The organism is Cellvibrio japonicus Ueda107 (assembly GCF_000019225.1).
GTDB lineage: Bacteria > Pseudomonadota > Gammaproteobacteria > Pseudomonadales > Cellvibrionaceae > Cellvibrio > Cellvibrio japonicus.
In genome coordinates, this window is record NC_010995.1 from 80,357 (window position 1) to 94,669 (window position 14,313).

The window sequence follows — 14,313 nt, forward strand, 5'->3', positions numbered from 1 at the left end:
GACTCAGGTCGGGGCATTTTTATTAAAAAACTATAAAAAACCAACACAACGTGAGAGAGAAGTAATGCATAGATCCCTTATTAGTATCAGCCTGATGGCCGCCATCTTGAGTGCCTGTGGCGGGGGCTCTGGTTCCGGTGGCGATAACACGCCATCCAGTCAGGCATCCTCCTTTTCCAGTATTACCCAAAGTGTCGTTTCAAGCTCCAGTGTCCAAAGCTCAGTCAGCAGTGCGGTTGAATCTAGCATTATTGCAAGCTCGGAGCAGGCCGAATCAAGTGCTGCTGAACAATCCAGTTCGGAAGAGGGTGCTGCAAGTAGTGCAGAGGAGAGTTCAGTGTCCAGTGTTGCAGACAGTTCCTCTGGTGGTCAGGAGCAAAGTAGTACTTCTAGTGAAGATGAACATTCTTCCAGTAGCAGTGAGGAATCTGCGAGTGCAAGTAGCACCAGTAGTGATGCATCTGAATCTTCAAGTTCGGCTGAGGAGTCTTCTGCATTCAGCAGTGAAGCTAATTCAAGTGTAGAAGGCTTGGTAAATATTAATTGGCTGCCCTCTGCCAATGCCTTCAAAGTGGGTGGTAGTTCGACAGCGATTAGTGGTTCAGTTACAACCAACAGTGCGGATGTCACCAGTTTTAGTATCACAGGTGGTAAATTTGAAAGCAGTAAAGAAGCTTTCTTTTATATTAACCAAACAGTGAACGGTGATTTTGTTTTTACTGCCAACATCAGTAGTTGGGGAAGTGGTACTCGCAGTGGTTCGGATCAGGGTTCCGTCGGTATTTTGCTGTGTGATAACTGTGAAAATGGTTCATCGTCTGTACCGGTATCAGCAAAAATAGGTGTGCGTGATACCGGGATTATCCATACCGAACGTCTGAGTGTTGGTGGTACGCTGGTTAAAACCAGCATGGGTAACAATGTTACGCCTTCCAATCAATTGTATCTGCGTATAACCCGTACCGGTAATCAAGTAGAGTTGGCTTATTCGAATGATGGTGGTACCAGTTACGATTTGGTACGCACTTCCAGTTTTAGTGCACTATCGAATAACCTGCGCATTGGTATTTATGCTGCCCAGGGTACTGATGCCAGTAATAACTTTGGTGTGAGTAACATCAGTTTGCTGGCTAACAGCCAGGAAAATTCATCATCCAGTGTCGCCAGCAGTGCGTCCAGTAATCAAAGTAGCAGTCAGTTATCGTCGACCGGGTCCAGTAATCAGGGAGGCCAGTCGTCTAGTACAAGTTCCAATCAGGCTAATTCCTCTTCCAGTGCACCTTATATCCCGGTAGACATTACCCTGAGCCAGGATTGTATTGATTTGACGACTAACCCAACTGTGAACTGGCGCGATACTGCCTTGCAAACTGATCAGGAGATTGTGGAGTGTTTGTATCAGTCGCTAGGTCGCCCGGTCGGTTATGGCGAAAATGCCATGGGGGGTTATGATCCCAATGGCAATAGTAAACTGACGATTATTACCAAGAACAGTTCTGTTACTGTTGAACAACAGTTACTTGATGCACTGACGGATAACGTTCACAACTGGATTGTGTTTGACAAAGTGGAATTTGCCAATGAACATGAAATTGGTATGTACCGCAGTTATTGTAACAACAGTACAGTACTAGGCATGCTGGATGCGAGTGAAACGGAGTGTAATGATTACTGGCAGTGGTGCACACGCAAAGGTTTTAGCGGAGAAGCTAACTGTCGCACGGAGTTTTTTAATAAAGCAATGAACAATAAAAATATCCCCATTCGTATTCCCGCTGTAGGCTCTAATAAAACCCTGGATGGTCGTATGAGCAAGGCTTATTTTATGTTCAGTGGTTTTGCGATTGGTAAAGATTCCGATGGTGTGCCTACCCAGACATCCAATAGCATCATTTTTACGCATCTGGATTTCCGCGGTGCTGGTCATGTGGAAGATCACTATGTTGATCCTGATATGATTCGCTCTACGGGGTTCTCCAGTGATATCTGGATCCATAAGAATACCTTTGATACCACGGGTGACTCAGCATTTGATGTCAAGATTGGTGCGCACAATATCACCATATCATTTAACCGGCTGGTGAATGTGAAGCGTGCTGTATTGCATGGTTCCAGCGATAGTCGAGAGATTAATCAATTTATCACGACGACTATGCATCACAACGCGTTTGTCACCACCGATGATAGTTATAAGTTGTTGGGTAATACCTTGCGCAGGGTGCCATTATTGCGTCGTGGTACCACGCATATGTTTAACAACGTATTTGTCAATTATCGCAAAGAGGTACTGAGCCTGCGTGTTGGTGCCCGTGCTTTCCTGGAGGGCAATGTATTTATTGTTAATGTCAGCCTGAAGGAGAAAAGCTCTATTGCTGCTTCACTGGCGGAGATACAAGGTAACTTGTTCAAGGATATCAGTGGCGGATTTTTCCGCAATGATCGGAACTTCCTGTGGTTCGGCAGTGGCACTTGCATTCTGGATGACACTACGAAAACCCATTTAACTGCAACCAATGGCTCAGTGGATGATTTGTCACAGGACTATAATGCAGCATCACTGAGTGTGATTGATGGCTGGCGTTTTGAGGCAGGTCAGGATTTGATTGATTATGTAATCCTGACGGCGGGTAAAAATGGTGATGTACCTTTTAACACCCCCTTATCTCCAGACCGGACCTATATGGAAGCTTTGGCGCCAACAACCTGCCAATAAAATGAGATAGCGTGCAATGGTGCAAAAGGATTTGCCCTGTTGCCTGTTTTTACGTAACAATCCACAAAAATATACATACTGGCTTTGGCAAGTGGCTTTTTAAGCGTATCATTACCCTACGCAAAGCAAGATAATTTCAACAATAAATACTATATCTTCCTCAGGTCGTTTTAGCAGTCAGCCTGGTTCGGCAAAAAATAATTCAATTATTATTTATCCCGGTCACCTTAATTGATGTTCTTGCGGTAATTCTGCCCTTTGGCATTTCAATTCCCTGATGCATTGCGTTAGTGGCGCATTATTGTCTTCTATCCGTGGCAATCTGCTGTGTTGTGTAATAGGGATCGACTAACAATAAATTGATAAATGCAGGTAACTTCTATGAAAACCTCACTACAGGCAGCTGCATGGCTGTTAGGTACCGGTTTGTTTTGTGCAACCGGTTTGCATGCCCAAACCCTGGGTTCCAACTTATCCCTGACCGGCCCTGGTGCCGGTGCAGATGGTTCCGGTTTTAGTGATACCAAGCTGGTGCGCGATGGCAGTATCAATACCTATACCCAGGCCAGCGGTACCGTAAACCAACGTGTTTCAGTCAAGTGGAGCAGTGCCCAAACCTTTAACACGGTGATTTTGCGTGAGTCGGGTAACCGTATTACCAATTGGCAGCTCGTTAACAACGACACAGGTGCTGTCCTGGCGACAGGAACCGGGATCGGTGCTGCGCGCACTGTTAACCTGGGCTCTGTGTCCATGAAAAAAATCAATCTGATTGCAAATGGTAGTTCACCATTGCAAATGGCAGAGATTGAAGTTTATAACGCAACCTCTACGGCATCTTCATCCAGTGCCACAGGTGGTACCAGCTCTGCTGCCAACAGCAGTGCAGCTGCAGGGGGCGTTAACCTGACGGGTTCGGCAGGGAACGGGCAGGTAGCACTTAACTGGACCGTGACTCCGGCAATTAATGCACAGGAAATTTATATAGATACAGATTCTGATCCTGCAGGTCGTACACGTATTGCATCACCAGGTACTAGTGTGCGCACTTATACAGCGACAGGCTTGAATAACGGAACTAATTATTGGTTCTGGGTGAAATACCGTACTACCGATGGTGTGTGGCATAACTCCAATGCGTTTAGCGCAACCCCGGTGGGTGGTACAACCAGCTCTTCTTCCTCTTCATCCAGTTCGGCTACAAGCAGTACGCCGTCTGGTGGTACAGGTTTGATGTCCTGCAGCCAGGCGAATACGGTGCGCGGTTTTGCGGCGCTGGGTGGCGGAACTACCGGTGGTGAAGGTGGTACTACGGTGACGGTGACAACCGGTGCGCAATTGGTGGCAGCATTGGCAACCAAGAAGAACAATCCAACACCGCTCAAGATTTATGTGAATGGCACTATTACACCGGCGAACAGTGGAGGCGCCAACCAGTTTGATGTGAAGGATATGGCGAATGTGTCCATTCTCGGTGTGGGTAGCAATGCGCTCTTTGACGGGATAGGCATCAATATTGTGCGCGCTAATAACATCATCGTGCGCAATGTGAAGATCCGTTATAACCGCATTGGCCAGAAGGATGCGGTTAGTATCCAGGGTACTTCCAAGAATGTCTGGATTGACCACAATGAGTTTCACAATAGCCTTGACGTCAATAAGGATTATTATGATGAGCTGGTCAGTGGCAAAAACCAGATTGATAACATCACCATTTCCTACAACTATTTGCATGACAGCTGGAAGACATCGCTGTGGGGCTCCGGTGATAGCGATAGCTATGATCGCCGTGTGACCTTTGTCGGTAACCGCCTGGAAAATGTGAATTCACGTCTGCCCCTGTTCCGTTTTGGTCAGGCACATGTCTACAACAACTATTACCTGAATGTGCTTGAAACCGGAATCAATTCACGTATGGGCGCGCGCATTCGTATCGAAGGCAATTATTTCGAAAATGTAAAAAACCCGATCCTCAGCAAGGACAGTTCACAAATTGGCTATTGGGATCTTGGCAACAGTGATACCAATGCCTATGTAAATGTGAATTGGGAACCTTCGACCTGTAGTGGCGAATCCGCTTGTGTGGTTGCAGGGCCGGGCGTCAGTTCAACAGTTAACTACACTCCACCTTATTCTTACTCGGTAATGACCGCTACGGCGGCAAAAACGCACGTATTGAATAACGCGGGTGTGGGTAAGTTGAGCGGTTGCTTATAGTGGTTGGGCCGACATGAAATGTGTCGGCTTTTATTACATGTCCCTCGTTAACGGCGAGGGATATGTTGATAAAAGTGCTCAAAGAATACTGAGAATTTTTTGCTTATAAATAAATTGTTAAAAAAACATGGATCTGTTGTTTTGAATATAGTTAAACAATATTTGTCGCTAGTGATATATATGGTATAAATAAGCCGTCTATAGGGATTTGTAAGCAATTGTAATCCGATGAATGATTCTGTTGTTTAGTATTAATAAGTAACCCTGGCCTGATACATTGATAGTTGTCGTTTATTGATGTCCAGTCACAATAATAATTAGGTAATACCATGATCAATTTGACCATACGCCAGCAGCTCACGCTTTGCAGCTTTCTCGTGTTAGTTCATCTTGTGTTGTTTGTGCTCGCGCCAAGCTGATGCCAGACACGAATGGAATCACCAGAAACCCCCTGTAACCCAGGGGGTTTTTTATTGTCCATTATTTGTACGTGAGGGAGCGGATCAAAGCAGAACCGGGATTTCCATGGGTAAGGAACTGTGAATAATGGGGGGAATTGCTGGTATCTGCCCCTTAATCAGGGTATAAGGGCTCGATATAAGGAGGGAAAGTACATTTTTCCTGTTGTTGCAGAAGTTGTAATCCATCCCGAGACCCAGTCATGATGCTTGGAACTGCTCAGAACTCATTGCTGACTCGTCGCTCCAACCGGCGTCGCCGGCCTTTTTTTACCGACCCTCCACGGCTGGTTCAAGTTATCCGCTGAGCTACTGCCTTGCACCTTATCGGTGTGTCGCTTTTTCTGTTCTTTGAATGCTCTCCTGAGGCTAGTCCATGACCCTCTTGTTGATTATTGCCCTGCCATTGCTGGGCGCTATCTTGCCGTTACTGACGGAGCGTTACGGTCGCAGCCTGTGCGCGATAGCGGCGGCCCTGGGGCCACTGCTGGCACTTGTCTTATTGCTGGGCAAGGTGCCGGCCTTATTCGAGCGGCAGGTGTTCTTTTTCCACCAACCCTGGTTGCCGCAACTGGGGTTGGATTTAAGCCTGCGCCTGGATGGCCTGGGTATGATTTTCGCGCTGCTGATTTTGGGCATAGGCCTGCTGGTGATCCTGTACGCCCGCTACTACCTGGCTAAAGAGGATTCCCTGGGTCGCCTTTATGCTTTCCTGCTGCTGTTTATGATGGCGATGCTGGGCATAGTGCTGTCGGATAACCTGTTGTTATTAATTGTTTTTTGGGAGCTGACCAGCCTTAGTTCCTTTCTGTTAATCAGTTTCTGGTCGCATCGCAGTGAGGCGCGCAAGGGTGCGCGTATGGCCCTGGCCATTACCGGGGCAGGGGGCTTAACCCTGTTGGCGGGAGCGCTGATTCTGGGCCAGATTACCGGCAGCTATAGCTTGCAGGTGATCCTTCAATCGGCGGAGCAGATTCAGGCCCACGCCCTGTATCCGCTGGCCCTGTGTTTGATTTTGATCGGCGCCTTCACCAAATCGGCGCAATTTCCCTTTCACTTTTGGTTGCCCCACGCCATGGCAGCGCCCACGCCAGTATCTGCCTATCTGCATTCGGCCACTATGGTGAAAGCGGGCGTATTCTTGCTGGCGCGCCTTTACCCGGCGCTGTCCGGTTCTGACTGGTGGTTTTACCTGGTGACATTTGTGGGCCTGGCCACCCTGGTGTTTGGCGCCTATACCGCGTTGTTTAAACACGATTTAAAGGGGTTACTGGCCTATTCCACGATTAGCCATTTGGGGCTGATTACCATGTTGTTCGGTTTCAGCAGCCAATTAGCCACCGTAGCGGCGTTATTCCACATTATTAACCACGCCACGTTTAAGGCCTCGTTGTTTATGGCGGCAGGCATTATTGACCATGAAACCGGCACCCGCGATATGCGCCGCATCAATGGCATGTGGCGCTATATGCCGGTCACCGCTACGGTGGCGATGGTGTCGGCCTCGGCCATGGCCGGTGTGCCTCTGCTCAACGGTTTTTTAAGCAAGGAAATGTTCTTTACCGAAACCCTGCAGGTAGAACTCATGGGGGGTTTTGATTGGATGATTCCGCTACTGGCTACGTTTGCCGGTATTTTCGCCGTGGCTTACTCCTATCGTTTTATTCACGATGTGTTCTTTAATGGCGAGCCAATTAATCTGCCCATCTACCCACCCCACGAGGCGCCCGGCTACATGATCCTGCCCATGGCAGTACTGGGATTGCTGTGCCTATTGGTGGGTACTCTGCCCAACGTTACGGTGGCGCCTTTTTTGGAGGCTGCCAGTTTTGCCGTCCTGGGTAGTGGTATTCCCGAGTATCACATCGCTATTTGGCACGGCGTCAACCTGCCGCTGTTAATGAGCGTAGTAGCCTTGCTGGGTGGCTTGTGGCTGTACAGCCAGCGCAAAGGCCTGTTTGCCTTTTATGAACGCAAATACTACCTGGATGAAAAAATGGTGTTTGAAAAGCGCATCCAGTGGATAGTGCGCCAGGCCCAGCGCCTGAGCGATGTGCTGGATAACGGCTCGCTACAGCGCTCGGTGGCACTGTTTATTGGCACGGCGCTGCTGGTGGCTGCCGTGGAGTTCTGGCCCCTGGGCCAACTGGTGGGCCAAGTGGCCCTGAGCCCGGTAGATTGGGTGAGTGTGTTGTTGGCGCTGGTGCTGGTCATTGCCGCCCTGGCCACAGTCATCATGCACCACAACCGCTTTGCCGCGCTGTTGGTGATGGGGGTGGTGGGCCTGGTGGTATCCCTGGTGTTTGTGCGCTTTTCAGCACCGGATTTGGCACTGACGCAAATCTCCGTAGAGGTCGTCACTATCATTCTCATGATGCTGGCGCTCTACTTTTTGCCCCAGCTTACCCCCAACGAATCGAACAAAGGCAGGGTGGTGCGCGACCTGCTGTTGGCCGTGGGCGCTGCCCTGGGGGTCGGCTTGTTCACCCTGGCCATACTCACCCGCCCCTACGATACCGGCCTGGCGGATTTCTTCCTGGCCAACAGTGTGAGTGGCGGCGGCGGTACGAATGTGGTGAATGTGATCCTGGTGGACTTCCGCGGCTTTGACACACTGGGTGAGATTACCGTGTTGGCCATTGCCGGTATCGGGGTTTACCTGATGCTCGATGGCTTGCAATTGCCATTACCGGGGACTGATGGCGAGGGTCGGCGCTGGGCGCGCGATCCTTACCCGCCTATTTTGGTGGTGCTGTCGCGCATTTTACTGCCGCTGGCGCTGATGGTGTCTGCGTATATTTTCCTGCGCGGCCACAACCAACCGGGCGGCGGCTTTATTGCCGGATTGATCACCAGTGTGGCGCTGATCCTGCAATACGTATGTAGTGGCAGCGATTGGGTGAGCCAGCGCCTGCCGCTGGAATATCGCCGCCTCAGTGTGCTGGGCGTGCTGATTGCCGCAGTGACTGGCCTGGCCAGCTGGGTATTTGGCTATCCCTTCCTGACATCCACCTTTACCCATGTGCACTGGCCGCTGGTGGGCGAGTTTGAACTGGCTTCGGCCATGGCCTTTGATACCGGGGTGTATATCACTGTGGTGGGCGCCACCCTGTTGATGCTGGCCCAATTGGGTCGCCTGGCGCAAACCACTTACAACCGGCCCGGATCGGGCACTGACACTACAACCGGGGAGGTGCACTGATGGAAGCCATTATTGCGTTGGTTATTGCGGTACTGGTGGGGTGCGGTGTTTACCTGATGCTGCGCGCGCGTACCTTTCCGGTCATTCTCGGTTTAACGCTCATGTCCTATGCGGTAAACCTGTTCATTTTTGTGATGGGCCGTTTGCGCAGTGGCGCCCCGGCCGTTATCGGCCAGTCGGATAGCTACACCGACCCGCTGCCCCAGGCCCTGGTGCTTACCGCCATCGTGATCGGCTTTGCCATGACCGCCTTCCTGCTGGTGCTGTCGCTGCGCGCGCGCGCCGAATTGGGTAATGACCATGTGGACGGCAGCGCCGCCATCGGTGAAAAACCGGTACAGCCCGAGCGCCTCCTGGCGGAGGACGAAGTGTGAATCACCTGATTATTGCGCCCATACTCCTGCCCCTGGCAACGGCGGTGCTGTTAATCCTGCTCACCGGCCGCTCCCTGGTGTTAATTCGCCGTCTCAGCCTGGGTTCCAGCGCCCTGTTGCTGGGCCTGTGCACCTGGCTGCTACTGCTCGCCAGCGATGGTCAAATCCATCTTTATGACCTGGGTAACTGGCAACCGCCCTTTGGTATTTTGCTGGTATTGGATCGCCTGAGTGCGCTCATGCTACTGGTGACCGCCATTCTGGCGTTTTTCAGCCTGGCTTATGCGGTGTGCGGCAACGACCAGCCGGGAGACAACCTGCACGGCCTGGTGCACTTTTTGTTGCTGGGGGTGAACGGCGCCTTCCTCACCGGCGACCTGTTTAATCTGTTTGTGTTCTTTGAGGTATTACTGATCGCTTCCTACGCCTTGCTGCTGCACGGTCGTGGACCGGAGCGGGCGCGCGCAGGCCTGCACTATGTGGTGATCAACCTGGCCGGTTCGGCGCTGTTTTTGATTGCCGTATCTGCTTTATATGGCATCACTGGCAGCCTGAATATGGCGGATCTGGCCAGCAAAATAGCCAACCTGGATCCAGCGGATGCCCCCTTGGCAGCGGCGGCGGGTATGTTGCTCCTGGTGGTCTTTGGCCTTAAGGCGGCTATAGCGCCACTCTACTTTTGGCTGCCGCGCGCCTATGCGGCCGCCAGTGCGCCGGTGGCAGCACTCTTTGCCATTATGACCAAGGTGGGGGTGTACACCATTATTCGCGTCTACACCCTGGTGTTTGGCAATGATGCAGGCGCCCTGGCCAATTTGGCCTGGCCCTGGCTTTGGCCGCTGGCGCTTGTCACCCTGGCGTTGGGCTTGGTGGGCGCTTTGGCAGCGCGTGAGCTGCGCACTCAGATTGCCTATCTGGTGGTCGTGTCGGTGGGTACCCTGCTGGCGGGGGTATCGCTCAATAGCGAGGCGGCACTCAGTGCGAGCCTCTACTACCTGGTGCACTCTACCTTTGTGTGCGGCGCGCTCTTCCTGCTGGCCGACCTTATCCTGCGCCAGCGCGGTGAATGTTCCGATCGCATCACCCGGGGGCCGCGCCTGCGCCAACCGGCACTGCTGGGCGGGCTGTTTTTTGTGGGGGCTGTCAGTGTGATCGGCCTGCCGCCCCTCAGCGGTTTTATCGGCAAGCTATTGCTGCTCAGCGCTGCCGACACGGGTGTGGCAGTGATACCACTCTGGGTCATCCTGCTGGTTGGCAGCCTGGTGACCTTGATGGCGCTCAGCCGCAGTGGCAGCACGTTTTTCTGGCGTACCGACGCGAGTGAAAGCCCCACTGTTGTTGCGGCGGATAAGGGTGCCTTGTTGGCCGTGGTACTGTTGTTGGGCTTTAGCCTGCTGTTGAGTGTGGCGGGTGCGCCACTGCTGGATTACACCCGGGCGCTGGCCCAGCAGCAGCTGGCTCCCGACAACTACATTCAGGCCGTACAGGCATTCCAAACCCGCTAGCCGTTTACAGCGCTACTCGATCAGGTAAATGCTATGAATTCACCCTGGGATATTTCGACCACTGCGCCCCGCGTGGGCGCTCGCCGCTGGCTGCCGCATCCGGCGCTTAGCCTGTTTATGTTGGTGTTCTGGCTGCTCCTGGTTAACAGCATCACTGTTGGCCAGCTGTTGCTGGGCGCTTTTCTCGCCTGGCTGATTCCCTGGCTTACCCAGTCCTTCTGGCCCGAGTCATTGCGTATTCGCAAGCCCTTCTTGCTGGTGAAATATGTATTGCTAGTCCTGTGGGATGTTGTGATCGCCAACCTGGTATTGGTGGTGCGGATCCTCGGCCCGGTAAACAAGCTGCAACCGGTGTTTATGAAGGTGCCCCTGGATATCCACCACCAATTCACCATCACTATTTTTGCCAGCACCATTTCGCTGACACCTGGCACTGTATCGGCTGACCTGAGTTTGGACGGTAAATACCTGCTGGTACACAGCCTGCACGAAACCGATCCGGAGGCAGCTATAGTCGCGTTGAAACAGCGCTACGAAGCGCCGCTTAAGGAGGTATTTGAATGCTCACCTCAGCCGTAGGTATTGCCCTGTTTATGTTTGGTTTGGCCATCAGCCTTAACCTCTGGCGATTAATCAAAGGTCCCTCGCTGCCGGATCGCATACTGGCGCTGGACACCATGTACATCAACACCATTGCGCTGCTGGTGTTATTCGGTATTTATCAGGGCAGCATGCTCTATTTCGAGGTGGCGCTGTTGATTGCGGCCATGGGGTTTGTCGGCACGGTAGCCCTGTCCAAGTACCTGTTGCGCGGCGACATTATTGAATAGGAGGTTGCTATGGCGTTTTGGCTTGAAAGTGTCATTGCGTTTTTCCTGCTGGCCGGTGCCAGCTTTGCCCTGATCGGCTCCATCGGCCTGGCGCGCCTGCCGGATTTTTTCATGCGTTTGCACGGCCCCGCCAAAGCCACCACCCTGGGGGTGGGCGGTGTCATTATCGGTTCGGTGATTTTCTTTTCCACCCGTGGCGATGGCCTGAGTTTGCACGAGCTATTGATCGCCCTGTTCCTGTTTATTACCGCACCGGTTAGTGCCCATATAGTGGCTAAGGCGGCGCTGCATTTGCGATTACCCTGTATAGGCAGAACCAAGGGCAAGCCTTGGGAGTAGGGTGCCATGAGTTATGGTGTGCCGTTATAAGATGCAGGCGGGTTCTTTCCCGCCTTTTTTGTGTTGGGCGCGCTCTGGACTAGGAATCCGGCCGATTCAACGGTTGCTGGCGGTAAGCCAGTAAACGCAGGGCATTAAACACCACCAGCAGGGTAGAGCCTTCGTGCAGGGCCACCGCCGGACCTATGCCCAGGCCGAAAATGGTGGCGGGTACCAGCAGGGCGACAACGCCCAGGCTGACAAAAACATTCTGGCGAATGATGGTGCGGGTACGGCGGCTCAGATCCAGGGCGAAGGGAAGTTGGCGCAGGTCGTCGGCCATGAGGGCGACATCGGCGGTTTCCAGGGCGACATCGGAGCCTGCGGCACCCATGGCGATACCTACCGTGGCGTTGGCCATGGCCGGGGCATCGTTTACGCCATCGCCCACCATGGCCACCTTGCCCTGGCTGCGCAGGGTGCGAATGGCTTCAACCTTATCCTCGGGCATCAGGTCGCCCCAGGCTTCATCCAGGCCAACATCCTTAGCCACGGCATTGGCTACATTGCGGTGGTCGCCAGAGATCATAATCATGCGTTTGATCCCCAGTGCGCGCAGCTGTTGCAGGGCGTCGCGGGCGCCAGCGCGCGGGGTGTCCATCAGGCCGATAGCACCCAGGTCGCGCTCGCCCAGGCGGATTGCCATACTGGTGCGGCCGCTGTCGCGCAGCTGGTCAATGGCGCGACTGGCTGTCTCACCCAGCGGTGCTATGCCGTTACTGCCAAATAATTCCGCCTTGCCAATCCATACCCTGTCATTGCCCAATTGCGCGCTTACACCGCGCCCAATCAGGTTTTGCAGGCCGCTGGCTGTTGCTATGGGCACTGCATCGCCCAGGCGCGCGCGGCCATCGCGGGCAATAGCGGCGGCGAGCGGATGGTCACTCAGTGACTCCACGGCAACGGCTACCTTGAGCAGCTCTTCTTCGCTAGTACCTGCAACGGTAATCACTTCGGTAATACGCGGCCGGCCCTCAGTGAGGGTGCCGGTTTTATCGAACGCCATGGCGGTGAGGGAGCCCAATTCTTCCAGGGGCGCGCCTCCTTTAACCAGTACCCCGCTGCGGGCGGCGCGGGCAATGCCGGACAGTACGGCGCTGGGGGTGGCAATGGCCAGGGCGCAGGGGCTGGCGGCCACCAGTACCGCCATGGCGCGATAAAAGCTGTCGCGGAAGGGCTCGTCGATGACTGCCCAGGCAAATAGCAGGGCAACAGCGAGCAGTAACACTGCCGGTACGAAGATGCGTTCGAATTGGTCGGTAAAACGCTGGGTGGGGGATTTGCGTGTTTCCGCTTCGTTCACCATACGCACCACCCGCGCCAGGGCCGAGTCGCTGGACAGGCGGGTGACTTCCACCTCCAGCGCAGCGGCGCCATTAATGGTGCCGGCGAATACGCGCGAGGCGGCGTCCAGGCTGTCGGCGCGCGCGCGTGCAAGTGCAATATCGGCAACCGGGTGTTTGTCGACCGGGATGCTTTCGCCGGTAACCGGTGCCTGGTTTACGCTGGAGTTGCCGCTGATCACAAAGCCATCGGCGGGCAGGCGCTCGTTGGGACGCACCAGTACCACATCGCCCAACTGCAATGCCGCTACGGGAAGCTCCACAGCCTGTTCGCCACGGCGCACATGGGCGGTTTTGGGTGCGAGCTGTGCCAGCGCTTCTATGGCGCGCTTGGCGCGGCCCATAGCGTAGTGTTCCAGGGCGTGGCCCAGGCTGAATAAAAACAACAACAGGGCGCCCTCGGCCCAGGCGCCCAGGGCGGCGGCACCCGCGGCAGCTACCAGCATCAGGGTGTCGATTTCAAAGCGTTTTAAACGCAGGTTGTCGATGGCTTCGCGCAGGGTGTAAAAGCCGCCAAAGAAATAGGCGATCCAGTAGGCGCCAAGTGGAACCCAAAAGGGGGCGCTGGCGACCAGTTTTTCAATGGCAAAGCCGGCAGCTAACAGGCCGCCGCAAATCAGCGCAAAGAACAATTCGCTATTGGGGCCCAGCAGGCCGCCGTGGTCGTGGCTATGTTGGCTATCAGCACCATGCTGGTGTTTATGCTCATGCTCATGCTCATGCTCATGCTCATGGTCGTGGCTGTGTTCATGGTCGTGCCCGTGCCTATGATTTTTTGGTGCGGCTGCGGCGCTGGGGGTTACACCCAATTCGGCCAGGCTGGCGAGAATCTGTTCTTCGGTGATACGCGCGCGGTCGAACTCAACCTGTACCTGGCCGGTAGCATTGGCCTCGGCCTCCAGTACCCCTGTCAGGGTTTGCAGATGAAGGGCAATCGTGCGCGCGCGGCGCTCGTGCTGGATGCCATCCATATGCCACAGCTTGTGGCCAAAGCGCTCGGTGATGGCTGCACCGGCAGCCAGTACCAGTTCGCGAATCCGCGCCAGCGGCAGGTTATCCGGATCATAGTGAATGCACAGCTGGGCGGCTTTGTGGTTGGCTGAAGGGTGGAGATGGACCAGTTCTATACCGGGACGGTTTTGCAGCTCTTCCTGCAGCCGCGCTACACAGGCATCAGCTTCGTGGGGGATGTCGGGTAATAACAGGGGCAGGTCGAGGCGGAGTTTGCTGGTCATTGTGAGGCCTTCATAGATCAGGATTCCTGAGGATAGCTGCTCCATCACCCGTAGCGCG

Annotated in this window: 9 protein-coding genes; 8 read left to right on the top strand and 1 reads right to left on the bottom strand. The window is 53.8% G+C overall.

The features are described 5' to 3' along the window. The first annotated feature begins 64 nt into the window (after positions 1 to 64). From CJA_RS18465 to CJA_RS00255, 8 genes are all read left to right on the top strand, one after another. Positions 65 to 2,713, top strand: a complete 2,649-nt coding sequence (locus CJA_RS18465) for a pectate lyase family protein (RefSeq protein WP_012485728.1) — start codon at positions 65 to 67, stop codon at positions 2,711 to 2,713. Positions 2,714 to 3,094: 381 nt separating this feature from the next. Continuing rightward, positions 3,095 to 4,930, top strand: a complete 1,836-nt coding sequence (locus CJA_RS19690; RefSeq protein WP_238526798.1) for a pectate lyase family protein — start codon at positions 3,095 to 3,097, stop codon at positions 4,928 to 4,930. Between the two features lie 834 nt (positions 4,931 to 5,764). Further along, positions 5,765 to 8,590, top strand: a complete 2,826-nt coding sequence (locus CJA_RS00230; RefSeq protein WP_012485730.1) for a monovalent cation/H+ antiporter subunit A — start codon at positions 5,765 to 5,767, stop codon at positions 8,588 to 8,590. After that, a complete protein-coding gene (locus CJA_RS00235; protein ID WP_012485731.1) occupies positions 8,590 to 8,964 on the top strand; it encodes a Na+/H+ antiporter subunit C in 375 nt (124 codons plus the stop codon). Before CJA_RS00230 ends, CJA_RS00235 begins: the two co-directional genes overlap by 1 nt. Further along, positions 8,961 to 10,469: a monovalent cation/H+ antiporter subunit D gene (locus CJA_RS00240; protein ID WP_012485732.1), complete on the top strand. Its 1,509-nt coding sequence runs from the start codon at positions 8,961 to 8,963 to the stop codon at positions 10,467 to 10,469. The genes CJA_RS00235 and CJA_RS00240 overlap by 4 nt, the downstream gene beginning before the upstream one ends. 33 nt (positions 10,470 to 10,502) lie before the next feature. Beyond that, positions 10,503 to 11,048 carry a Na+/H+ antiporter subunit E gene (locus tag CJA_RS00245; RefSeq protein WP_012485733.1) on the top strand — a complete coding sequence of 182 codons (546 nt, stop codon included), beginning with the start codon at positions 10,503 to 10,505 and terminating at the stop codon, positions 11,046 to 11,048. Next, positions 11,030 to 11,299, top strand: coding sequence for a K+/H+ antiporter subunit F (locus tag CJA_RS00250; protein WP_012485734.1), 270 nt, complete (start codon positions 11,030 to 11,032; stop codon positions 11,297 to 11,299). The genes CJA_RS00245 and CJA_RS00250 overlap by 19 nt, the downstream gene beginning before the upstream one ends. Positions 11,300 to 11,308: 9 nt before the next feature. Next, positions 11,309 to 11,638 (top strand): Na+/H+ antiporter subunit G, encoded by a 330-nt coding sequence (locus CJA_RS00255; protein ID WP_012485735.1) that lies wholly within the window; start codon positions 11,309 to 11,311, stop codon positions 11,636 to 11,638. A gap of 79 nt (positions 11,639 to 11,717) precedes the next feature. Here the strand turns inward: CJA_RS00255 and CJA_RS00260 are convergent, their stop codons facing one another. Further along, the gene (locus CJA_RS00260; RefSeq protein ID WP_012485736.1) at positions 11,718 to 14,255 is read right to left on the bottom strand and encodes a heavy metal translocating P-type ATPase; all 2,538 of its coding nucleotides are present in this window, start codon (positions 14,253 to 14,255) and stop codon (positions 11,718 to 11,720) included. Between the last annotated feature and the right edge of the window lie 58 nt (positions 14,256 to 14,313).

Bases quoted from the DNA above. Each gene is read 5' to 3' on its own strand.
- CJA_RS00230 (WP_012485730.1), top strand. From the start codon at position 5,765: ATGACCCTCTTGTTGATTATTGCCCTGCCATTGCTGGGCGCTATCTTG.
- CJA_RS00235 (WP_012485731.1), top strand. From the start codon at position 8,590: ATGGAAGCCATTATTGCGTTGGTTATTGCGGTACTGGTGGGGTGCGGT.
- CJA_RS19690 (WP_238526798.1), top strand. From the start codon at position 3,095: ATGAAAACCTCACTACAGGCAGCTGCATGGCTGTTAGGTACCGGTTTG.
- CJA_RS18465 (WP_012485728.1), top strand. From the start codon at position 65: ATGCATAGATCCCTTATTAGTATCAGCCTGATGGCCGCCATCTTGAGT.
- CJA_RS00245 (WP_012485733.1), top strand. From the start codon at position 10,503: ATGAATTCACCCTGGGATATTTCGACCACTGCGCCCCGCGTGGGCGCT.
- CJA_RS00250 (WP_012485734.1), top strand. From the start codon at position 11,030: ATGCTCACCTCAGCCGTAGGTATTGCCCTGTTTATGTTTGGTTTGGCC.
- CJA_RS00255 (WP_012485735.1), top strand. From the start codon at position 11,309: ATGGCGTTTTGGCTTGAAAGTGTCATTGCGTTTTTCCTGCTGGCCGGT.
- CJA_RS00260 (WP_012485736.1), bottom strand. From the start codon at position 14,255: ATGACCAGCAAACTCCGCCTCGACCTGCCCCTGTTATTACCCGACATC.